Below are 20,922 nucleotides of genomic sequence, written 5' to 3'. Positions count from 1 at the left end.
ACGGGTCGGGAGCCCTTTGCTCACAGGCCGACGATCGCGTTCCACCTCTTCGCGAACTCCTGGCGCTCCTCGGACTTGATGTCGCGGGCGATGGACAGCCGGCTCCGCATGTCCGCGTCCGGGAAGATCAGCGGGTCCTCGGCGAGGGCCACCAGTTCCTCGTCGCCGGAGTTCGCGAGGACGGTCTGCGCGGCCGGCACCGGGCACACGTAGTTGACCCAGGCGGCGAGTCCGGCGGCGACCTCGGGCTCGTAGTAGTAGTCGACGAGCTTCTCGGCGTTGGACTTGTGGTGGGCGAGGTTGGGGATCATGAGCGACTCGGCCCAGAGTTCCGCGCCCTCCTCGGGAACGACGAACTCGATGTCCGGGTTGTCGGCCTGGAGCTGGATGACGTCGCCGGAGTACGCCTGGCAGGCCAGGACGTCGCCGGTGGAGAGGTCCTTGATGTAGTCGTTGCCGGTGAAGCGGCGGATGTGCTTCTTCTTGACGAGGCCCTCGATCTGCTCGCAGAGGGCGTGGAAGTCGTCGGCGGTCCAGCGGGTCACGTCGACGCCGTTGCCCTGGAGGAGCAGGGACATGGACTCGTCGAGCCCGGAGAGCAGCGTGACCTTGCCGCGCAGGTCGTCGGCCCACAGCTCCTTGGTGGAGCGCAGCTCACGGCCGAGCTTCTTCCGGTTGTACGCGATGCCGGTGATGCCGGACTGCCAGGGGACGCTGTGCAGCCGCCCGGGGTCGAACGCGGGCGTGCGCAGCTGCGGGTTGAGGTTCCGGGCGACGTTCGGCTGCGCGGCGCGGTCCATCTCCTGGACCCAGCCGAGGCGGACGAAGCGGGCGGCCATCCAGTCGCTGACGACGATGAGATCGCGCCCGGTCTCCTGGTGGTTCATCAGGGAGGGGCTGATCTTGCCGAAGAACTCGTCGTTGTCGTTGATCTCCTCCGTGTAGCGCACGGCGATGCCGCTGCGCTCGCGGAAGCCGTCGAGGGTGGGCCGCTTCCTGGGGTCCTCGTCATCGGTGTCGATGTAGAGCGGCCAGTTGGCGAAGTCGAGGGTCCGGTCGCGGGCGGAGAGGTCGCGCCCCGCCCGGTCCTTCTCGTCGACGTACGCGGCGGGCACTCCGCATCCGGCCGCGAGCAGGGTGGCGGCCCCGGCGCCGCCGATGCCGCGCAGCAGGGACCGGCGGGACATGTTCTTCCTGGCTGTCGCTCTCACCCCCGCAGCATCGCCCCCCGCCACCACCTGCGGCAATGGACGGTACGTCGAGCGACGGAGCGAGGCCCCGACACCCTGTCGATCAAGGGTGCCGGGGCCTCGCTGCCGGAGCCGGGGCGGATCAGCCCAGGGAGGTCATGACGTGCTTGATGCGCGTGTAGTCCTCGAAACCGTACGCGGAGAGGTCCTTGCCGTAGCCGGACTTCTTGTAGCCGCCGTGGGGCATCTCGGCGACCAGCGGGATGTGGGTGTTGATCCACACGCAGCCGAAGTCGAGCGACTTGGACATGCGCATCGCGCGCGCGTGGTCCTTGGTCCAGACGGAGGAGGCGAGGGCGTACTCGACGCCGTTCGCGAACTCCAGGGCCTGCGCCTCGTCCGTGAAGGACTGGACGGTGATGACCGGGCCGAAGACCTCGTTCTGGACGATCTCGTCGTCCTGCTTGAGGCCCGAGACGACGGTCGGGGCGTAGAAGTAGCCCTTGTCGCCGACGCGACGGCCGCCGGACTCGACCTTGGCGTGCGCCGGGAGGCGGTCGATGAAGCCGGTGACCTGCTTCAGCTGGTTGGCGTTGTTGAGCGGGCCGTACAGCACATCCTCGTCGTCCGGCTGGCCGGTCTTGATCTCGGAGGCGGCCTTGGCGAGCGCGGCGACGAACTCGTCGTGGATGGACTCCTGGACGAGGACGCGGGTGGCGGCCGTGCAGTCCTGGCCGGCGTTGAAGAAGCCGGCCACGGAGATGCCCTCGACGGCGCTCTCGATGTCGGTGTCCTCGAAGACGACGACCGGCGCCTTGCCGCCCAGCTCCAGGTGGACGCGCTTGACGTCCTTGGCCGCCGACTCGGCGACCTGCATGCCGGCGCGGACGGAGCCGGTGATGGAGGCCATGGCCGGGGTCGGGTGCTCGACCATCGCCTTGCCCGTCTCACGGTCGCCGCAGACGACGTTGAAGACGCCCTTGGGGACGATCTGACCGATGATCTCGGCCATCAGGACGGTCGACGCGGGGGTCGTGTCCGAGGGCTTGAGGACGACGGTGTTGCCCGCGGCGAGGGCCGGGGCGAACTTCCACACGGCCATCATCATCGGGTAGTTCCAGGGCGCGACCTGGGCGCAGACGCCGACGGGCTCGCGGCGGACGATGGAGGTCATGCCCTCCATGTACTCGCCGGCGGAGCGGCCCTCCAGCAGTCGGGCGGCACCCGCGAAGAAGCGGATCTGGTCCACCATCGGCGGGATCTCCTCACTCGCGGTGAGGCCGACGGGCTTGCCGGTGTTCTGGACCTCTGCGGCGATCAGGTCCTCGGCACGCTCCTCGAAGGCGTCCGCGATCTTGAGGAGGACCTTCTGGCGCTCGGACGGCGTGCTGTCGCGCCAGGCGGGGAAGGCGGCCGCGGCGGCCTCCATGGCGGCGTCGACGTCGGCCGGCCCGGAGAGCGGGGAGGTGGCGTACACCTCGCCGGTGGCCGGGTTGATCACCTCGATGGTGCGGCCGTCGGCCGCGTCGCGGAACTCCCCGTTGATGTAGTTACGCAGCCGGCGCAGCTCGGTGGTCACGTGGCCACCCCTCCTGTCACGTTCTGTCGTCGCACGTCCCTGTGCGGTGCCCTGATGGGCAGACACCTCAGCCTAGTCGTTCGGCTGACGCTTTCAACAGGCCCGACCCCCGGCAACTTCGGATTCAGTGCATTTGAAGGCCTCTCGCAACGAATTACATCGCTTCGGGGTTGCAAGACCGACGAGTCTCGGTGCACAGTGAGGTGTGGCCAGTCGAAGCACAGACTCCAGAACCGGAACCGGTTCGTCCCCGACGATCGACGCCGTCTCCCTGGCGATCATCGAACAGCTCCAGGAGGACGGTCGCCGCCCCTACGCGGCGATCGGCAAGGCCGTCGGCCTCTCCGAAGCCGCCGTACGGCAGCGCGTCCAGAAGCTGCTCGATCAGGGCGTCATGCAGATCGTCGCCGTCACCGACCCGCTCACCGTGGGTTTCCGACGGCAGGCGATGGTCGGCATCAACGTCGAGGGTGACCTGGATCCGGTGGCGGAAGCCCTGACAGGCATGGCCGAGTGCGAGTACGTGGTGATGACCGCGGGCTCCTTCGACCTGATGGTGGAGGTCGTCTGCGAGGACGACGACCACCTGCTGGATGTGATCAACAAGCGCATCCGGACCCTGCCCGGCGTGCGCTCAACCGAGAGCTTCGTCTACCTCAAGCTCAAGAAGCAGACCTACATGTGGGGAACCCGATAACCGTGACCCAGGACCTCTCCAAGTCCGCCTACGACCACCTGTGGATGCACTTCACCCGCATGTCGTCGTACGAGAACTCGCCCGTTCCCACCATCGTGCGTGGTGAGGGCACCTACATCTTCGACGACAAGGGCAAGCGCTACCTCGACGGTCTCGCGGGTCTCTTCGTGGTCAACGCCGGACACGGCCGCGAGGAGCTGGCCGAGGTCGCGTACAAGCAGGCCAAGGAACTCGCGTTCTTCCCCGTGTGGTCGTACGCCCACCCGAAGGCCGTCGAGCTCGCCGAGCGCCTCGCCGACTACGCCCCGGGCGACCTCAACAAGGTCTTCTTCACCACCGGCGGCGGCGAGGCCGTCGAGACCGCCTGGAAGCTCGCCAAGCAGTACTTCAAGCTCCAGGGCAAGCACACCAAGTACAAGGTCATCTCGCGTGCGGTCGCCTACCACGGCACCCCGCAGGGCGCCCTGTCCATCACGGGTCTGCCGGCCCTGAAGGCCCCCTTCGAGCCGCTGGTCCCCGGCGCGCACAAGGTGCCGAACACCAACATCTACCGCGCCCCGATCCACGGCGACGACCCCGAGGCCTTCGGCCGCTGGGCCGCCGACCAGATCGAGCAGGAGATCCTCTTCGAGGGCGCCGACACCGTCGCCGCCGTCTTCCTGGAGCCGGTGCAGAACGCCGGCGGCTGCTTCCCGCCGCCGCCCGGGTACTTCCAGCGCGTCCGCGAGATCTGCGACCAGTACGACGTGCTGCTCGTCTCCGACGAGACGATCTGCGCCTTCGGCCGCCTCGGCACGATGTTCGCCTGTGACAAGTTCGGCTACGTGCCCGACATGATCACCTGCGCCAAGGGCATGACCTCGGGCTACTCCCCGATCGGTGCCTGCATCGTCTCCGACCGCATCGCGGAGCCGTTCTACAAGGGCGACAACACCTTCCTCCACGGCTACACCTTCGGTGGCCACCCGGTGTCGTCGGCGGTGGCCATCGCCAACCTCGACATCTTCGACAAGGAAGGCCTCAACCAGCACGTGCTGGACAACGAGGGCGCCTTCTTCTCGACGCTGCAGAAGCTGCACGACCTGCCGATCGTCGGCGACGTCCGCGGCAACGGCTTCTTCTACGGCATCGAGCTCGTCAAGGACAAGGTCACCAAGGAGTCCTTCACGGACGAGGAGACGGAGCGCGTGCTCTACGGCTTCCTCTCCAAGGCGCTCTTCGACAACGGCCTGTACTGCCGTGCCGACGACCGCGGCGACCCGGTCATCCAGCTGGCCCCGCCGCTGATCGCCGACCAGGGCACCTTCGACGAGATCGAAGGCATCCTGCGCTCGGTGCTCACCGAGGCGTGGACCAAGCTGTAGGACCCCCTGCGAGACCCCGCTGCGGGACCGGCCCCCTGACGGTCTCCCCCCAGCATCACGCCGCCCTCACGGCGTGACCCCGGCCCGGGCGTGCCGCCATCCGAGTGGATGGCGGCCACCCGGGCCGCGTGCTGTCCATACGGACGGATCCGAATCCTTACGGTGCCCAGTGACCGACAGGCCCGTCCTTCGTTCCCCCGGACGGGGGACACAGATCGGATCCGACATCGAGGTGTACGCGATGGCACCACCGGACAACGACGTGCTCTGGGCGCGTTCCCTGCACTGCGCCCTGGGCGGTTCGGACGCGCTCAGCGGCGTCTCCCTCGGCGTCCGCGAAGGCGAGATCCTCGCCGTCGTCGGACCACGGGGAAGCGGCAAGACCACACTCCTGCGCTGCCTGTCCGGCCAGCTCGTCGCCCAGCAGGGCGAGGTCTGGTTCAACAGCGGCCCCGTCCACACCCTGGGCCCCGCCCAGCGCGAACGGCTCCGCCGCGACCGCTTCGGCTGGATCGCCCCCGAACCGGGCCTCGTCCCCGAACTCACCGGCTGGGAGAACACCGCCCTGCCGCTGCTCCTCCGCGGGATCTCCCACCGGGCCGCGAAGACCACCGCCCTGGAATGGCTGGAGCGCCTCGACATCGGCGCCTGCGCCCGCAAACGCCCGCACGCCCTCAGCCACCCCCAGCGCCAGCGGATCGCCATCGCCCGCGCCCTCATCACCACCCCCACGGTGCTGTTCGCCGACGAACCCACCGCCACCCTGCACCGCGCCGAAGGCGCCCAGGTCCTGCGCACCCTGACGGCCGCCGCCCGCTCCCACGGCATCACCGTGATCCTCGCCACCCACGAAGGCGAGGTCGCGGCGCTCGCCGACCGCACGGTCGCACTCCTCGACGGCCGCCGGGTCGCCGCCGTACCCCCGGCGTCAGGGGCGGAGGGCGTCGCCGCGTGCTCGCTCTCCGTCTAGCCCGCGGGTCCCACCCCCTCGTCCTGACGCGCCGGCTCCTCGTCGCCGCCGCGGCCGCGGGGGTGGGATTCCTCCTGCTCTGCACCCTCGGATACGCCGTCGGGCACCCGGACCGCTCCTCCACGTCCGTGCTGCGCCTGCTGTGGTGCGCCCTGCCGCTCGCCGCCACCGTCCAGTTCGCCGTCGCGGTGGCCCGTACCGACCCCGCCACCCGGCCCCGCCCGGGGCTCTCGGCCGTCGGACTCGGCCCCGCCCGCCTCACCGCCATCGCCGCCGCGTCGACCGCCGTGGCCTGCACGCTCGGCTCGGCCGTCGCGCTGCTGTTCTATCTGCACCTGCGCGGCGACATCACGGGCCTGCCCTTCGACGGGGCCGCCGCCGACCTCCTCGCCGCCGACCAGCCGCTGCCGCTCGCCGCAGCCCTCACCCTGCTGGCCGTCCTGCCGGTCACCGCCGCCACCGCCGCCGGCCTCGCGCTGCGCCCGCGCACCGCGCCCGCCGCTCCGGAGGGTGCCGAGAAGCCGATGTCGAGCGGACTGCCCTGGGGCATCGCCCTGGTCGCCGTCGGCCTGGCCGTCGAGACCTACGCGGGACGCGGAGGCGGCGACGGGCTCCCGCTGCCCGGCCGCTTCGACGGCAACCCGGCGGGCGTCCTCACCGGCTGGGTCCTGACCGCGATCGGCCTCGCGCTGGCCGGCCCCGGCCTCGTCCACGGCTGCGGCCGGCTCCTCCAGGCCGTCCGGCCCAGCGCCACCCGGCTGCTCGCGGGACGCGTCCTGATGGACGAGTCCCGCCGTATCGGCCGGCCCCTCGGCGTGGTCAGCGCGGTCGTCTCCGGAACGCTCGCGGGAGCCTCGCTGTACAGCTCCGGCTCCGGCACCTTCGGACCGCTGACCGGCCTGGGCGCCGGGCTGATCCTCGCCTGCACCACCGCCACCCTCCTGACCGCCGCCCTGGAGTCCAAGCAGGGCCGCGCCCACACCGCCGAGGCCCTCCTCCGCATCGGCGCCCCGCCCACGGTCCTGCGCACGGCCGCCCTGATGCGCGCGGGCGTCCTCCTCGCCGTCTTCCTCCCACTGACCTGGGCGATCGCGGAACTGGCGGCACTGCCCCTGACGGGCTGACAGCACGGGGCGGACCCACCGCCCCCGACCGCCGAGGGGCGCCGGCGCGACCCGGGGCGGACCGGGACTCCGCCGCGCGGCGGAGACGAAGGCGCCCACGGACCGACGACCGCCGGGGCCCCCGGCGGGAGGCTCGGGCCATGACACCGAAGACACTCCTGGCCGCCTGGCCCTCCTGGGCGGGCCGGGCCGCGTTCGTCTGGTCACTGCTGTACGCCGCCGGCGCGGCCCTCGCCGCCCTCACCGGCCCCGCCTTCGGCTACACCCTGCTTGCCAAGGGCACCGGCACGGCGGCCGAGACGGGGGCGGCGGTGCTGTACGGGGCCGCCGCGGCCCTCGCGTACGCACTGCTCCGCCGCCCCGGCGTCCGATGGCTGCCGACGGCCGCCTGGGCGGTCGCCGCGCTCTGTCTGACCTCCGGCTTCCCTGCCCTCCTCAGCCCCACCCACCTGCTGTTCTTCCTGTCCCGCAACCAGGACCCGGTCGACTGGGCGGCCCTGCTCAACCAGGCCCTCGCCGTCCTGGGCGCGGTGCTCTGGGGCCGCGCGGCCCTCGCCCACCGCCGCCGGGCCCTCGGCACCTGCCCGTACTGCGGCGGACGCGGCCACCACACCGGACCCCAGGACACCGGGCCCGCTCCCCGCACCACCCGCGCCGGTCTCGTCGCCGTCGCCGCCCTCGTCCCGTACACCGTCCTCAAGACGGCCTGGGCGCTGGGCGTCACCCCCGGCTACACGGGCACCGGCCGCCCCGGCGCCGACCCGGAGTACACCAGCGACCTGGGCCTCCGGCTGTACGACCACGGGATCGACGTCACCGCCGTCCTCGCTCTCCTCGGCATGGCCCTCGCACTCGCACTGACCCGCCCCTGGGGCCGGCGGCTGCCCCGGCTGCCGCTCCTCGCGCTCGGCTGGGCGGGGGCGGGCGCGCTCGCCCCGTTCGGCGCCTTCCTGGCCGCGCTCGGCGCGCTGGCCTGGGCGGGCGTGATCGGCCTCGGCATGGCGGACCACGCCCCCTGGGTGGTCGCCGTCGCCTACGGAGGCTTCTGCGGCTACGGTCTCGCGCTCGCCCGGGCCACCCTCCTGTACCAGCGGGCGACCCGGACGAACTGCGAGCACTGCCAGGGCCTGTCGTCGAACTCCCGTCGTCGCCCGAAGGGCGGCCCCCCGGCGGGAGTGTGACGACAGGCCCTGGCCGGTCACTTCCGCCAGAACAGGTGGTGCGTCACCTTGCCGCCCGGGCTGGGCACCACATCGCGGTGGAAGCGGTCGAGCAGCTCGTCCGGGGACTCCCACAGCCGCGCCCCGGAACCGAGCTTCACCGGCGACACCGCGACATGCAGGGTGTCGACGAGACCGGCGTCGAGGAACTCCCGGATGGTGGTGGCCCCGCCCCCGAGCCGGACGTCCTTGCCCCCCGCCGCCTCCCGCGCCATCCCGAGGACCGTGGCGGGGTCGGCGTCCACGAAGTGGAACGTGGTGTCGGAGAGCGTGAACGACGGCCGCGGGTGGTGGGTCAGCACGAACACCGGCGTACGGAACGGCGGCTTGTCGCCCCACCAGCCCTGCCACTCCTCGTCGCGCCAGGGCCCGCGCTGGGGACCGAACTTGTTGCGGCCCATGATCTCGGCGCCGATGTTCCGCGCGTAGTCCCGCGTCAGATAGTCGTCGAGGCCACGGCTGCCGCCCGGGTCGGTCCGCATCGGCCAGCTCGCCGTGGCCCCGGCCCAGGAGAACATCTCCCCGGGCTCCGCATGACCGAACGGCCGCTCCAGACTCTGGCCCTCACCGGCACCGAATCCATCGGACGAGACATTGAAGTTCTGGACTCTGAGCAATTGGCCCATGGTGGTTCCTCCCGCGTGGTCGACAAACAAGACGACGGACAAGACCGAACAACCAGGAGACTCCCACGGCGGCCAAAACTCATCGCACCCGCTACGGGGTGTCGTCCCCGAGCACCACCACGTCCTCCACCCGGAACTCCACACCCACCCCGGCGCCCTCCTCCGGCGCCTCCCGCAGCGGGATCTCCGCCTCAAGGGCGGGCCCCTCGGCCGGACGGAGCCGTACCACGACCTGACTCCCCCGGAACGTCCGGGACTCCACCGTCCAGAGCGGACCCTCCGCCACCAGCCGCACACCACCCGGCCGGACCAGCAGCCGCCGCTCCCCCTCCGGCGAGCCGTCCGGCACCGGCACCTTCCCCCACACGGTCCGCGCGACCCCGCCCGTGACCCGCGCCGCCACCACGTTGTCGAAACCCAGGAACCGCGCCACGAACTCCGAAGCGGGCCGCCGCCACACCTCGGCCGGCGCACCCGTCTGAGCGATCCGCCCGTCCCGCATGACCACCACCCGGTCGGCGAGCACGAACGCCTCACCCTGGTCATGGGTCACCGCGAGCACCGTCGTCCCCAGAGTCCCGAAAAGCTGCCGCAGCTCCACCACGAGCCGCTCCCGCAGCCCCCGGTCCAGCTGTCCGAGAGGCTCGTCCAGCATCAGCAGCCGCGGCCGGGGTGCCAGCGCGCGGGCCAGCGCCACCCGCTGCTGCTCACCGCCGGAGAGCGCGCCGACGGACCGCCGTTCGGCGCCCGGCAGCCCGACGAGGTCGAGAAGCTCCCGCACCCGCTCCGTCCGCTCGGCCTTCCCCGCCCCCCGCATCCGCAGCCCGAAGGCGACGTTGCCGCCGACGTCCCGCTGCGGGAACAGCTGGTGGTCCTGGAACATCAGGCCGACACCGCGCCGGTGCGTCGGCACCCCGCGCTGGTCGGCGCCGCCGAGCCGCACCCGCCCGCCGTCCAGCGCCTGGAGCCCTGCCACGGCCCGCAGCAGCGTCGACTTGCCGCTGCCGCTGGGACCGAGCACGCACACGATCTCGTGCTCGGCCACCTCCAGGTCCACGGCGTCCAGCACGGCCCGCTCCCCGAACCGTACGGTCGCGTCCTCGATCGAAAGCATCAGAACTCCCCGGAGGTCCGGTCGGTCCGGAGCCGTTCCAGCAGCAGCAGGGACACCGCGCACACCACCATCAGGATCGTCGAGAGGGCCATCGCCTGGCCGTAGTTGAGTTCGCCGGGCCGGCCGAGGAGCCGGGCCACCGCCACCGGCAGCGTCGGGCTGTCCGGGCGGGCGATGAAGACGGTCGCACCGAACTCGCCCAGCGAGACGGCGAAGGCGAACCCGGCGGCGATCAGCAGCGCCCGCCGCACCAGCGGCAGGTCCACCTCCCGCCAGGCCCGCCACGGCGAGGCACCGAGCACGGCCGCCGCCTCCCGCAGCCGCTCGTCCACCGCCCGCAGCACCGGCAGCATCGTCCGCACCACGAAGGGAACACCGACCAGGGCCTGCGCGAGCGGCACGAGGATCCAGCTGGACCGCAGATCGAACGGCGGCTCGTCCAGCGTGATGAGGAACCCGAAGCCGACGGTGACGGCCGAGACCCCGAGCGGCAGCATCAGCAGCGCGTCGAAGCCCCGCACCAGCCGCCCCGCCCGCCTGGTCAGCGCCGCCGCCGCGAGTCCGCCGATCAGCACCGCGATGGCCGTGGCGACCACCGCGTACCGCAGCGAGTTCCCGATCGCCTCCAGCGGCGGTACGAGGAAGGTGCCGGACTCGTCCAGCGAACCGAGCGCCCGGTAGTACCGCAGCCCGTACCCGTCGGGTCCCGCGAAGGAGCGCTCCACGAGCACCCCCAACGGCAGCAGGATCAGCAGCGCCACCGACACCAGGACCCCGCCGAGCAGCGCCCACTGCCCGAAGCCGCGCGGCCGGCGCGCGGTCCGCTCCGGGGACACCAGCCGCAGGGCGCTCTCCCGTCGCCGTACCGTCCACGCGTGCACGGCCAGGATCGCGCCGACCGCCGCGAACTGGACCAGGGTGAGCACGGCGGCCGTCGGCAGGTCGAGCAGCCGCGCGGTCTGCCGGTAGATCTCCGCCTCCAGGGTGGAGTACGCGTCCCCGCCGAGGATCTGTACGACGCCGAAGGAGGTGAACGTGAAGAGGAAGACCATCAGGGCGGCCGCCGACACCGCCGGCACCAGCGCGGGCAGCGTCACCGTCCGCCAGGCCGTCCAGCGCGAGGCGCCGAGGACCCGGGCGGCCTCTTCCTGCCGGGGGTCGAGCTGGGACCACAGCCCGCCGACGGTCCGGACGACGACCGCGTAGTTGAAGAACACATGCGCCAGCAGGATCGCCCACACACCGGTGTCGAGCCGCAGGCCCCACAGCTCGTCCGTCAGACCGTTCCGGCCGACCAGCGCGAGGAACGCCGTACCGACCAGCACCGTCGGCAGCACGAACGGCACCGTGACCACGGCCCGCAGAACACCCTTGCCCGGGAAGTCGAACCGCGCGAAGACATACGCCCCCGGCAGCGCGACCAGCAGAGTCAGCGCCGTCGACGCCAGCGCCTGCCAGGCCGTGAAGCCGAGCACGTCCAGGATGTCCGGCCGGCTCAGCGTCTCGCCGATCCGGCCGAACCGCCAGGCCCCGTCGGGCCGCAGCCCCCGGTCGACGATCGACACGACGGGCCAGGCGAAGAACACGGCGAAGAACGCGACGGGCAGGGCCATCAGCCCCAGCCGCGTCACGTCCCCCCGCAGGTCCCGCCCTACTTCAGAACGAGCGACGACCACTGCTGGATCCACGCGTCACGCTTCTCGGCGATCTTCTCCGGCGCCATGGTCTCCGGCTTCTCGACGACCACACCGTGCTTCGTGAACAGCTCCGGCAGGGCCGCGTCCTTCGCCACCGGGTTGACGAACATCTGGAGCGGCATGTCCTCCTGGAACTTCTTCGAGATCAGGAAGTCGATCAGCGCCTTGCCGCCCTCGGGGTTCTTCGCCCCGTTCAGTAGCCCCGCGAACTCGGTCTGCCGGAAGCAGGTCCCCGTGGACACCCCGGTGGGCGCCACCTTCGGCTGCGGCTCGCCGTACAGCACCTCGACCGGCGGGCTGGAGGCGTACGACACGACGAGCGGCCGGTCGCCCTTGGCCTGCTTGCCTCCGGCCGAACCGGAGAACTCCTGGTTGTACGCCAGCTCCCAGCTGTCGACGGTCTTCACACCGTTGTCCCGGAGCTTCTTCCAGTAGTCCTGCCAGCCCTCGTCGCCGTACTTCGCGGCCGTACCGAGCAGGAACCCGAGCCCCGGAGAGGACCGCTCCGGGTTCTCGACCACGAGCAGGTCCTTGTACGCCGGCTTCGCCAGATCGTCGAAGCTCACCGGCGGCGCCAGCTTCTTGTCCGCGAAGTACTTCTTGTCGTAGTTGACGCAGATGTCACCGGAGTCGACCGGAGTGACCCGGTGCTCCTTGTCCAGCTGGTACGCCGCCGGGACCCGGTCCAGGCCCTTCGCCTCGTACGGGACGAAGATCCCGTTGTCGAGGGCGCGGGACAGCAGCGTGTTGTCGACACCGAAGAAGACATCGCCCTGCGGGGAGCCCTTGGTCAGGATCTCCTTGTTGACGGCCTCGCCCGCGTCCCCGCTCTTGAGGACCTTGACGGTGAAACCGGTCTGCTTCGTGAACGCCGCCAGCACCTCCTTGGAGGCGTTGAACGAGTCGTGGCTCACCAGCGTCACGGTCTTCGGCGCCGGTGCACCGGTCTTCCCCTCGGCGCCGCGGACGTCGTCCGTGCCGCAGGCGGCGAGGGTGGTGACGCCCAGCGCCGCGACGAGCGCGGCGGCGGCCATCTTCTTGGTGCTCACTGAGGTGGTGCTCACTGAGATTCCTCCTGGGTGTGTCCAGGAAGAGACGCGGCCCTGCCCGCGTCCGGCGGACCGGACGCGGGCAGGGCGCAACAGCATGAGTTACGACCGAACTTCCTACCCAGAATGACCTGGGCGAGGTTCAGAGGGTCTGCGGCCTGACGGTGCCGCACTCTCAGCGCTGTGGCGCTCCCCTGTCGGAATATGGAGATGTGTTCGAACTCAGAGTACAAGCTCAGCGTTCGGCGGCGGCCAGCTGTCCACAGGCACCGTCGATCTCCTGACCTCGGGTGTCCCGCACGGTCACCGGCACACCGTGGCGCGCGATGGCCTCGACGAAGGCCTTCTCGTCCTCGGGACGGGACGCGGTCCACTTCGAACCGGGCGTCGGGTTCAGCGGGATCAGGTTGACGTGCACCCGCTTGCCCTTGAGGAGCCGGCCGAGCAGGTCACCGCGCCACGCCTGGTCGTTGATGTCCCGGATGAGCGCGTACTCGATGGAGATCCGGCGCCCGGACTTCTCCGCGTACTCCCAGGCGGCGTCGAGGACCTCACGCACCTTCCAGCGCGTGTTGACCGGCACCAGGGTGTCGCGCAGCTCGTCGTCCGGGGCGTGCAGCGAGACCGCGAGGCGGCACTTGAAGCCCTCGTCGGCGAACCGCAGCATCGCGGGCACGAGACCCACCGTGGACACGGTGATGCCGCGCTGCGACAGACCCAGACCGTCCGGCTCGGGGTCGGTGAGCCGACGGATCGATCCGACGACCCGCTTGTAGTTCGCGAGCGGCTCCCCCATGCCCATGAACACGATGTTGGAGAGCCGCGCCGGTCCCCCGGGCACCTCCCCGTCCCGCAGCGACCGCATGCCGTCCACGATCTGGTGCACGATCTCGGCGGTCGACAGGTTCCGGTCGAGCCCCGCCTGCCCGGTCGCGCAGAAGGGGCAGTTCATCCCGCAGCCCGCCTGCGAGGAGATGCACATGGTCACCCGGTCCGGGTAGCGCATGAGCACCGACTCGACGAGCGTGCCGTCGTGCAGCCGCCACAGCGTCTTGCGGGTGGTGTCGTCGTCGCACGAGATGTGCCGCACCACGGACATCAGATCGGGCAGCAGCTCCCCGGCCAGCTTCTCCCGCGAGGCGGCCGGAATGTCCGTCCACTCGGCGGGATCGTGCGCGTACCGCGCGAAGTAGTGCGTGGACAGCTGCTTGGCGCGGAAGGGCTTCTCGCCGATCGCGGCGACGGCTTCCTTCCGCTCGGCGGGCGTGAGGTCGGCCAGGTGCCGCGGCGGCTTCTTGGCTCCGCGGGGGGCGACGAAAGTGAGTTCTCCGGGCTTGGGCATGGTGCTACCAGTGTCGCAGAGATGCGACGAAGGGCCCGCCGCCCCTGAGGCGACGAGCCCTTCACCGAAAGAACCGCAGGTCAGACCGTGCCGACGAACAACGCCATCAGCAACCACACCACCGGCGCCGTCGGCAGCAACGAGTCCAGCCGGTCCATGATGCCGCCGTGGCCCGGCAGCAGCGTGCCCATGTCCTTGATGCCCAGGTCGCGCTTGATCATCGACTCGCCGAGGTCGCCGAGCGTCGCGCTCGCCGCCACCGCCAGACCGAGGATCAGGCCCTGCCACCAGGCGCCCTCGTCGATCATGAACTCCATGCACAGCGCGCCCGCCGCCATCGCGAACGTCACCGCGCCGACCAGCCCCTCGCGTGTCTTGCCGGGGCTGATCCGCGGGGCCAGCTTGTGCTTGCCGAAGCGCCAGCCGACCGCGTACGCCCCGGTGTCGCTGACCACGGTCAGGATCAGGAACGTCAGCACCCGCTGCGGACCGTCGTCGGCGGTCAGCAGCAGCGCCACGAAGGTCGCGAGGAACGGCACGTAGAACGCGGCGAACACACCCGCCGTGACGTCCTTCAGGTAGCCCTCGGGGGGCTCCGTCATCCGCCAGACGAGCACCGCGAGCGCCGTGAGCGCCATCGCCACCCAGGCACCCTCGGCCCCCCGGACGTAGCCGGCGACGACCATCGCCGCGCCGCCGACCGCGAGCGGCACCAGCGGCGCCTTGATGGCCTTGCGCTCCTGGAGGCGTGAGGTGAGCTCCCAGAGTCCGACGACCACGGCGACCGCTATGACCCCGATGAACGCCGGCTTCCAGATGAACAGCGACGCGACGATGACCGCGCCGAGTCCGACTCCGACCCCTATGGCCGCGCCCAGGTCACGCCCCGCGCTCTTCTTCTGCCGTGGCGCGGGCGGCGCGGGCGGCGGAGGCGGGGTGGGGCTGGGCATGGGCTCCTGCGGGTGCTCGTGCGGCGTCTCGTCACGGAACAGGGGACCGCTCGGGTGAGCGGCCCCCCGGCCGTGACCGTCCTGGAATCCGCCGGAGGGAACGTCGGGCACGATGGGCATGGGCCGAGTCTGCGCCGCCTGCTGCCGATCGTGTGCGGGACCCGCCGGGACGGGCCCCTGGTCGGGTCCCCCACGGCCGGAAGCGGCCGGGGCCCCCCAGGAAGAGTCGTTCATCAGACCTCGAGCAGCTCGGCTTCCTTGTGCTTGAGCAGCTCGTCCACCTGCGCGACGTACTTCGCGGTGGTGTCGTCGAGCTCCTTCTCGGCGCGGCGGCCCTCGTCCTCGCCGACCTCGCCGTCCTTCACGAGCTTGTCGATGGTCTCCTTGGCCTTGCGGCGGACCGAGCGGATCGAGATCTTCGAGTCCTCGGCCTTGCTCTTGGCGACCTTGATGTACTCGCGGCGGCGCTCCTCCGTCAGCTCGGGGAACACCACCCGGATGATGTTGCCGTCGTTGCTCGGGTTGACGCCGAGGTCCGAGTCGCGGATGGCCTGCTCGATGTTGCGCAGCGCGCTCTTGTCGAACGGGGTCACCACGGCCATGCGCGGCTCCGGAACGGAGAACGACGCCAGCTGGTTGATGGGGGTGATGGCACCGTAGTAGTCCGCCACGATCTTGTTGAACATCGCCGGGTGCGCACGGCCGGTGCGGATCGCGGCGAAGTCCTCCTTGGCGACCACGACGGCCTTCTCCATCTTCTCCTCGGCCTCGAGGAGGGTCTCTTCGATCACCACTTGCTCCTGCGTGTCGTCGCGTTGTGTCCTGCACGGTGTACGACCGGCAGGGCTCTGTCCATCCCCTTGCGGGGCGGTTCCCCGGTTCGGGTCAGGCCCGGGTGCCCTGGTCGCTCACGAGCGTGCCGATCTTCTCACCCTTCACCGCGCGAGCGATATTGCCCTCGGTGAGCAGTTCGAAGACGAGGATCGGGAGGTTGTTGTCCCGGCACAGGGTGATGGCCGTCGCGTCGGCGACCTTGAGGTCGCGGGAGAGCACCTCGCCGTACTCGAGCGCGTCGAACTTGACCGCGTCGGGGTTGGCCTTCGGGTCGGAGTCGTAGACGCCGTCCACGCCGTTCTTGCCCATCAGCAGGGCCTCCGCGTCGATCTCCAGGGCGCGCTGGGCAGCGGTGGTGTCCGTGGAGAAGTACGGCATGCCCATGCCCGCACCGAAGATGACCACGCGGCCCTTCTCCAGGTGGCGCACGGCGCGCAGCGGGATGTACGGCTCGGCGACCTGGCCCATGGTGATGGCGGTCTGGACGCGGGAGTCGATGCCTTCCTTCTCCAGGAAGTCCTGGAGGGCGAGGCAGTTCATCACGGTGCCGAGCATGCCCATGTAGTCGGAGCGTGCCCGGTCCATGCCGCGCTGCTGGAGCTCGGCGCCCCGGAAGAAGTTGCCGCCGCCGATCACGATCGCGATCTCCGCGCCATCGCGGACGACGGCCGCGATCTCCCGCGCGATGGCGTGCACGACGTTGGGGTCGACGCCCAGGCCGGTACCGCCGGAGAAGGCTTCTCCGGACAGCTTCAGCATGTAGCGGCCGGCCTGCTTGTCGTTGTTGTCGTCGCCCTGTACGGCGCCCTGGTTCATGGAGATCTCCTCGTGCACATACGAAGGAGGCCATTGCCTTTGGGTCCTCGCGGTATCCCGTGCGGCAATGGCCTCCTCGTCAGATCTGCGGTCGTCCTGCGCGTGCGCGTGACGACTGCCTCAGACCCTACCGGGGTCCGGCGTCCGTCGCGTTCGCGTACGGACTCAGATGCCGACCTTGATGCGGGTGAAGCGCTTCAGGGTGACACCGGCCTCGTCCAGGATCTGCTGGACGGACTTCTTGTTGTCAAGGGCGTACGGCTGACCGAGCAGCGTCGCGTCCTTGAAGAAGCCGTTCACGCGACCCTCGACAATCTTCGGGAGCGCGGCCTCGGGCTTGCCCTCGGCGCGGGTGGTCTCCTCGGCGACGCGACGCTCGGTCTCGACGACCTCGGCCGGGACGTCCTCACGGGTGAGGTACTTCGGCGCGAAGGCGGCGATGTGCTGGGCGACACCCTTGGCGACGGCGGCGTCGGCCTTGTCGAACTCGACGAGGACACCGATCTGCGGCGGGAGGTCCGGCATCGTGCGGTGCATGTACGCGTAGACGAAGCCGTCGGCGTACTGCGCGAAGCGGTCCAGGACGATCTTCTCGCCGAGGTTGGCGTTGGCCTCGTCGACGAACGCCTGCACGGTCTTGCCGGCCTCGATCTCGGAGGCGAGCAGCGCCTCGAGGTCGGCCGGGGCGGAGGCGGCGACGTGCTCGGCCAGCTGGGCGGCGACGGCCTGGAACTTGTCACCCTTGGCGACGAAGTCCGTCTCGCACTTCAGCTCGACGAGGACGCCGGAGGTGTTGTCGTCGGCGATGAGGGAGACCACGGCGCCGTTCTCGGCGGAGCGGCCCTCGCGCTTGGCGACGCCCTTCTGGCCCTTGATGCGCAGGGCCTCGACGGCCTTGTCGACGTTGCCGTCGGCCTCGTCGAGGGCCTTCTTGCAGTCCATCATGCCGGCGCCGGTGAGCTCGCGGAGCTTCTTGACGTCAGCGGCGGTGTAGTTCGCCATGAGTCTGTTTCTCTCTCGAAGTCTGAAAGATCGGGCGGGTCCACGGGTGGACGGCGGGGGCCAACGCGCTCCCCCGCCGTCACTACCCGAAGGTCCTGAAGGGTCAGGCCTGCTCGGCGTCCGCGGCCGGAGCCTCGGCCTCGACGACCTCGGCGACCTCGGCGACCTCGGCGACGGCCTCGGTGGCCTCGGCAGCCTCGGCGTCCGCGACCTTCTCGGTCTCGGCGGAGGTCTGGACCTCGGCGTCGTCGGCCTTCTTCTCACCCTCGAGCAGGTCGCGCTCCCACTCGGCGAGGGGCTCGCCGGCGGCCTTCTCGCCCGGCTTCGAGTCGCCGGTCGCGGCGCCGGAGCGGGCGATGAGGCCCTCGGCGACGGCGTCGGCGATCACGCGGGTGAGCAGGGTGACGGAGCGGATCGCGTCGTCGTTGCCCGGGATCTTGTAGTCGACCTCGTCGGGGTCACAGTTGGTGTCGAGGATCGCGACGACCGGGATCTTCAGCTTGCGAGCCTCGCCGACGGCGATGTGCTCCTTCTTGGTGTCCACGATCCAGACGGCGCTGGGAACCTTGGACATCTCGCGGATACCACCGAGGGTCTTCTCCAGCTTGGCCTTCTCGCGCGAGAGCACGAGAAGCTCCTTCTTGGTGAGACCAGAAGCGGCGACGTCCTCGAAGTCGATCTGCTCGAGCTCCTTGAGGCGCTGCAGACGCTTGTAGACGGTGGAGAAGTTGGTGAGCATGCCACCGAGCCAACGCTGGTTGACGTACGGCATGCCGACACGCGTCGCCTGCTCGGCGATGGCCTCCTGGGCCTGCTTCTTCGTACCGACGAACATGATGGAGCCGCCGTGGGCGACGGTCTCCTTGACGAACTCGAAGGCGCGGTCGATGTACGACAGCGACTGGAGCAGGTCGATGATGTAGATGCCGTTGCGCTCGGTGAAGATGAAGCGCTTCATCTTCGGGTTCCAGCGACGGGTCTGGTGACCGAAGTGGACGCCGCTCTCCAGCAGCTCCCGCATCGTGACGACGGCCATGGCCATCTCCTTGGTTTCTCGGTTGTTTTCCTGACGCCCCGGCGCGCCATGCCCACGAGGGACCGAAAGGCGCTGCCACGTCCGGTGAGGGCAGTGGCGGGGCGTGCGAAGTCGACCCGGTGACCCGGGTCGCCAAGAGAAGTGTACGGGACCCCGGGAGCAGCGGGTGACGGCGCTGTCCACAACCGGCCGGTAGTCCACAGAAACCGCCCGCGACCCCCACGAACCGAACCACCCGGGGAGTCTTTCCCCATGCACCTGATGACCCTGATCCTCACCGTCGGGCTCCTGTGGCCCGTGGGCCCGCCACCGCCCGAGATCCTCCGCGGCTGGCAGCCCCCACCCGGCCCGTACGCCGCCGGGCACCGCGGCGTCGACCTCGCCGCACCCCCCGGCACCCCGGTCCTCGCCCCGGCCGCCGGCACGGTCACCTTCGCGGGCCCGGTCGGCGGCCACGGCGCCGTCACCCTCACCCTGCCGGGCACGGGCACTCCCCCACTCCGCACGACCTTCACCCCGGTGACCCCCCTGGTCCCCGCCGGCACCACTGTCACACCCGGCACCCCGATCGCCCACGTCACCGAGAGCCCCCACTGCCCGACGTCCTGCCTCCACTGGGGCCTCCTACGAGGCACCCAATACCTGAACCCCCTCCTCCTGACGAAACGAGCCCCCTCACGCCTGCTCCCGCTCAGAAACTGACCACGAAGAGGGAGAGGGGAAGGGGGGAGGGAGAGGGGAAGGGGGAGGGGGAGGGGGAGGGGGGAGGGAGGGGGTGGGGGGGGGAGGCCCCCCAGCAGGTTGATCAGGCTTGAGGGCCGCCGACTCCATGGAGGGCCATCGCGACCGCCGCCTCGGCGATCTCCGTGGGGTTCTCGGCCGCGCCGAGTTCGATGCGGCGGACGGCGGCGTCGACGACGCCCTGGAGGAGCATGGCGCCCAGCCGGGGCTGGGGCTGGCCCAGGGCGGCGAGGGCTTCGACGATCATCGCGACGAGGCCGCCGTGGGCCGCGCGGATCTTCTCGCGGGCGCCGTCGTCGAGCTCGCTCGCCGAGATGGCGACGACCGCGCGGTGACGCCGGTCCCCGACCAGCTCCAGCTGGGTGCGGACGTAGGCCTCGACCTTGCCCTTCGGGGTGGCCGCCGCGTCCATCGCGGTCTCGACCTCGGCGGCCCAGACGGGGAAGTCGACGGCGCACAGCTCTTCGACGACGGCCGCGCGCGATCGGAAGTACTCGTACACCGAGGAACGGGCGAGGCCCGTGCGCTCGGCGAGTGCGGGGAAGGTCAGCGCCTCCGTACCGCCCTCCGACAGCAGGGAACGCGCGGCGTCCAGGAGGGCGCCGCGCTGCATCGTCCGGTGCTCGGCCACGGAGGCCGCTCGAATCCTGGGCACGGCTCCACTGTACGACCGGCCGGCGCCGGTCAGCGTCCGACGTCGGCCAGCTTGGCGCGGAGCTGGAGGACGGACTTGGTGTGGATCTGGCTGACACGGCTCTCGGTGACACCGAGGACGTGGCCGATCTCCGCCAGGGTGAGGCCCTCGTAGTAGTAGAGGGTGACGACGGTCTTCTCCCGTTCGGGGAGGGTGTTGATGGCGCGGGCGAGCAGCCGGCGCAGCTCGCGGCCCTCGGCGACCTCGACGGGGTTGTCGGCGGCCGTGTCCTCCAGGGTGTCCATCAGGGAGAGCCGGTCGCCGCCCTCGCCGCCGACGTGCAGGAGCTCTTCCAGGGCCACCACGTTCGCCAGGGACAACTGGCTGAAAACCGCGTGCAGTTCCTCCAGCGTGATGTCCATCTCGGCGGCGACCTCGGTCTCGGAGGGGGTGCGCCGGAGCTGGGCTTCGAGGGTGGCGTAGGCGCGCTCGACGTTGCGGGCCTTCTGGCGGACGGAGCGCGGGATCCAGTCCAGGGCGCGGAGTTCGTCGATCATGGCGCCGCGGATACGGGTGATGGCGTACGTCTCGAACTTGATCGCGCGCTCGACGTCGAACTTCTCGATGGCGTCGATGAGGCCGAAGACCCCGGAGGAGACGAAGTCGGCCTGTTCCACGTTGGAGGGGAGGCCGACGCTGACGCGTCCGGCGACGTATTTGACGAGCGGTGAGTAGTGCAGGATCAGCTGCTCCCGCAGTCGCTCGTCTCCCGTGTCCTTGTACGACCGCCACAGTTCGTCGAGGGAGGTCGGTGCGGGTGGTCGCACGGTGCCCCGGGCTGCTGGGGGCACCACAGCGCGGTCAGACCCGGAGGTGTGCTGGGGCATGCGTTGCCTTGAGCCGTTCTGCTGTCGGGTGTGGAGATGTGGATGCGGGT

General features: G+C 70.7%; 20 protein-coding genes. 6 read left to right on the top strand and 14 right to left on the bottom strand.

What is annotated here, in order from left to right:
* Positions 1-20: 20 nt before the first annotated feature.
* Both V4Y03_RS25115 and V4Y03_RS25110 read right to left on the bottom strand, forming a co-directional pair.
* The gene (locus tag V4Y03_RS25115; protein ID WP_332437263.1) at positions 21-1,187 is read right to left on the bottom strand and encodes an ABC transporter substrate-binding protein; all 1,167 of its coding nucleotides are present in this window, start codon (positions 1,185-1,187) and stop codon (positions 21-23) included.
* Between the two features lie 145 nt (positions 1,188-1,332).
* Positions 1,333-2,769 carry a gamma-aminobutyraldehyde dehydrogenase gene (locus tag V4Y03_RS25110; RefSeq protein WP_317874006.1) on the bottom strand — a complete coding sequence of 479 codons (1,437 nt, stop codon included), beginning with the start codon at positions 2,767-2,769 and terminating at the stop codon, positions 1,333-1,335.
* Positions 2,770-2,974: 205 nt separating this feature from the next.
* Here V4Y03_RS25110 and V4Y03_RS25105 point away from each other — a divergent pair, with 205 nt between their 5' ends.
* From V4Y03_RS25105 to V4Y03_RS25085, 5 genes are all read left to right on the top strand, one after another.
* Positions 2,975-3,466 (top strand): Lrp/AsnC family transcriptional regulator, encoded by a 492-nt coding sequence (locus V4Y03_RS25105; RefSeq protein ID WP_317874007.1) that lies wholly within the window; start codon positions 2,975-2,977, stop codon positions 3,464-3,466.
* Positions 3,451-4,830 carry an aspartate aminotransferase family protein gene (locus tag V4Y03_RS25100; protein ID WP_317874008.1) on the top strand — a complete coding sequence of 460 codons (1,380 nt, stop codon included), beginning with the start codon at positions 3,451-3,453 and terminating at the stop codon, positions 4,828-4,830. The genes V4Y03_RS25105 and V4Y03_RS25100 overlap by 16 nt, the downstream gene beginning before the upstream one ends.
* A gap of 241 nt (positions 4,831-5,071) precedes the next feature.
* Positions 5,072-5,800, top strand: coding sequence for an ABC transporter ATP-binding protein (locus tag V4Y03_RS25095; protein WP_317874009.1), 729 nt, complete (start codon positions 5,072-5,074; stop codon positions 5,798-5,800).
* Complete coding sequence (locus V4Y03_RS25090) at positions 5,782-6,924, top strand: hypothetical protein (RefSeq protein ID WP_332436352.1); 1,143 nt, start codon at positions 5,782-5,784, stop codon at positions 6,922-6,924. Before V4Y03_RS25095 ends, V4Y03_RS25090 begins: the two co-directional genes overlap by 19 nt.
* A 140-nt stretch (positions 6,925-7,064) precedes the next feature.
* Positions 7,065-8,105 carry a hypothetical protein gene (locus V4Y03_RS25085; RefSeq protein ID WP_332436351.1) on the top strand — a complete coding sequence of 347 codons (1,041 nt, stop codon included), beginning with the start codon at positions 7,065-7,067 and terminating at the stop codon, positions 8,103-8,105.
* A gap of 17 nt (positions 8,106-8,122) precedes the next feature.
* On the opposite strand, the gene V4Y03_RS25080 is transcribed toward V4Y03_RS25085, so the two are convergent.
* The 10 genes from V4Y03_RS25080 to rpsB all read right to left on the bottom strand — a co-directional run bounded on the left by V4Y03_RS25080 (position 8,123) and on the right by rpsB (position 18,610).
* Positions 8,123-8,770, bottom strand: coding sequence for a dihydrofolate reductase family protein (locus V4Y03_RS25080; protein WP_317874012.1), 648 nt, complete (start codon positions 8,768-8,770; stop codon positions 8,123-8,125).
* Between the two features lie 91 nt (positions 8,771-8,861).
* Positions 8,862-9,884, bottom strand: coding sequence for an ABC transporter ATP-binding protein (locus V4Y03_RS25075; RefSeq protein WP_332436350.1), 1,023 nt, complete (start codon positions 9,882-9,884; stop codon positions 8,862-8,864).
* Positions 9,884-11,497: an ABC transporter permease gene (locus tag V4Y03_RS25070; RefSeq protein ID WP_317874014.1), complete on the bottom strand. Its 1,614-nt coding sequence runs from the start codon at positions 11,495-11,497 to the stop codon at positions 9,884-9,886. Before V4Y03_RS25070 ends, V4Y03_RS25075 begins: the two co-directional genes overlap by 1 nt.
* A gap of 38 nt (positions 11,498-11,535) precedes the next feature.
* Positions 11,536-12,615: a thiamine ABC transporter substrate-binding protein gene (locus tag V4Y03_RS25065; RefSeq protein ID WP_332437262.1), complete on the bottom strand. Its 1,080-nt coding sequence runs from the start codon at positions 12,613-12,615 to the stop codon at positions 11,536-11,538.
* 250 nt (positions 12,616-12,865) lie between these two features.
* Positions 12,866-13,972 (bottom strand): 23S rRNA (adenine(2503)-C(2))-methyltransferase RlmN, encoded by a 1,107-nt coding sequence (rlmN, locus tag V4Y03_RS25060; RefSeq protein ID WP_317874015.1) that lies wholly within the window; start codon positions 13,970-13,972, stop codon positions 12,866-12,868.
* A gap of 80 nt (positions 13,973-14,052) precedes the next feature.
* Positions 14,053-15,156: a phosphatidate cytidylyltransferase gene (locus V4Y03_RS25055; RefSeq protein WP_332436349.1), complete on the bottom strand. Its 1,104-nt coding sequence runs from the start codon at positions 15,154-15,156 to the stop codon at positions 14,053-14,055.
* On the bottom strand, positions 15,156-15,713 hold the full coding sequence (frr, locus tag V4Y03_RS25050; protein WP_317874017.1) for a ribosome recycling factor: 558 nt from the start codon (positions 15,711-15,713) through the stop codon (positions 15,156-15,158). The genes V4Y03_RS25055 and frr overlap by 1 nt, the downstream gene beginning before the upstream one ends.
* A 94-nt stretch (positions 15,714-15,807) precedes the next feature.
* Positions 15,808-16,572, bottom strand: coding sequence for a UMP kinase (gene pyrH, locus V4Y03_RS25045; RefSeq protein WP_317874018.1), 765 nt, complete (start codon positions 16,570-16,572; stop codon positions 15,808-15,810).
* 165 nt (positions 16,573-16,737) lie between these two features.
* A complete protein-coding gene (gene tsf / locus V4Y03_RS25040; RefSeq protein WP_317874019.1) occupies positions 16,738-17,574 on the bottom strand; it encodes a translation elongation factor Ts in 837 nt (278 codons plus the stop codon).
* Positions 17,575-17,677: 103 nt separating this feature from the next.
* Entirely contained in the window at positions 17,678-18,610 is a 933-nt protein-coding gene (rpsB, locus tag V4Y03_RS25035) for a 30S ribosomal protein S2 (RefSeq protein ID WP_332436348.1), read from the bottom strand.
* 252 nt (positions 18,611-18,862) lie between these two features.
* Here rpsB and V4Y03_RS25030 point away from each other — a divergent pair, with 252 nt between their 5' ends.
* Entirely contained in the window at positions 18,863-19,312 is a 450-nt protein-coding gene (locus V4Y03_RS25030) for a murein hydrolase activator EnvC family protein (protein ID WP_332436347.1), read from the top strand.
* A 103-nt stretch (positions 19,313-19,415) separates the two neighbouring features.
* Here V4Y03_RS25030 and V4Y03_RS25025 read toward each other — a convergent pair whose 3' ends face one another.
* On the bottom strand, positions 19,416-19,982 hold the full coding sequence (locus V4Y03_RS25025; RefSeq protein WP_317874035.1) for a TetR/AcrR family transcriptional regulator: 567 nt from the start codon (positions 19,980-19,982) through the stop codon (positions 19,416-19,418).
* A 53-nt stretch (positions 19,983-20,035) separates the two neighbouring features.
* On the bottom strand, positions 20,036-20,872 hold the full coding sequence (gene whiG, locus V4Y03_RS25020; RefSeq protein WP_317874022.1) for an RNA polymerase sigma factor WhiG: 837 nt from the start codon (positions 20,870-20,872) through the stop codon (positions 20,036-20,038).
* Positions 20,873-20,922 lie beyond the last annotated feature (50 nt).

The sequence above is a fragment of the Streptomyces sp. P9-A4 genome, from assembly GCF_036634195.1.
In the GTDB taxonomy this organism is placed as follows: Bacteria; Actinomycetota; Actinomycetes; order Streptomycetales; family Streptomycetaceae; genus Streptomyces.
The sequence above is the reverse complement of the archived record's forward strand: the minus strand, read 5'-3'. Positions and strand labels throughout refer to the sequence as shown.

Coding starts and splice junctions, on each gene's coding strand:
- pyrH (WP_317874018.1), bottom strand. CDS start 16,572: ATGAACCAGGGCGCCGTACAGGGCGACGACAACAACGACAAGCAGGCC.
- V4Y03_RS25030 (WP_332436347.1), top strand. CDS start 18,863: ATGCACCTGATGACCCTGATCCTCACCGTCGGGCTCCTGTGGCCCGTG.
- V4Y03_RS25115 (WP_332437263.1), bottom strand. CDS start 1,187: ATGTCCCGCCGGTCCCTGCTGCGCGGCATCGGCGGCGCCGGGGCCGCC.
- V4Y03_RS25065 (WP_332437262.1), bottom strand. CDS start 12,615: ATGGCCGCCGCCGCGCTCGTCGCGGCGCTGGGCGTCACCACCCTCGCC.
- V4Y03_RS25055 (WP_332436349.1), bottom strand. CDS start 15,156: ATGAACGACTCTTCCTGGGGGGCCCCGGCCGCTTCCGGCCGTGGGGGA.
- V4Y03_RS25070 (WP_317874014.1), bottom strand. CDS start 11,497: ATGGCCCTGCCCGTCGCGTTCTTCGCCGTGTTCTTCGCCTGGCCCGTC.
- rlmN (WP_317874015.1), bottom strand. CDS start 13,972: ATGCCCAAGCCCGGAGAACTCACTTTCGTCGCCCCCCGCGGAGCCAAG.
- whiG (WP_317874022.1), bottom strand. CDS start 20,872: ATGCCCCAGCACACCTCCGGGTCTGACCGCGCTGTGGTGCCCCCAGCA.
- tsf (WP_317874019.1), bottom strand. CDS start 17,574: ATGGCGAACTACACCGCCGCTGACGTCAAGAAGCTCCGCGAGCTCACC.
- rpsB (WP_332436348.1), bottom strand. CDS start 18,610: ATGGCCGTCGTCACGATGCGGGAGCTGCTGGAGAGCGGCGTCCACTTC.
- V4Y03_RS25085 (WP_332436351.1), top strand. CDS start 7,065: ATGACACCGAAGACACTCCTGGCCGCCTGGCCCTCCTGGGCGGGCCGG.
- V4Y03_RS25075 (WP_332436350.1), bottom strand. CDS start 9,884: ATGCTTTCGATCGAGGACGCGACCGTACGGTTCGGGGAGCGGGCCGTG.
- V4Y03_RS25095 (WP_317874009.1), top strand. CDS start 5,072: ATGGCACCACCGGACAACGACGTGCTCTGGGCGCGTTCCCTGCACTGC.
- V4Y03_RS25080 (WP_317874012.1), bottom strand. CDS start 8,770: ATGGGCCAATTGCTCAGAGTCCAGAACTTCAATGTCTCGTCCGATGGA.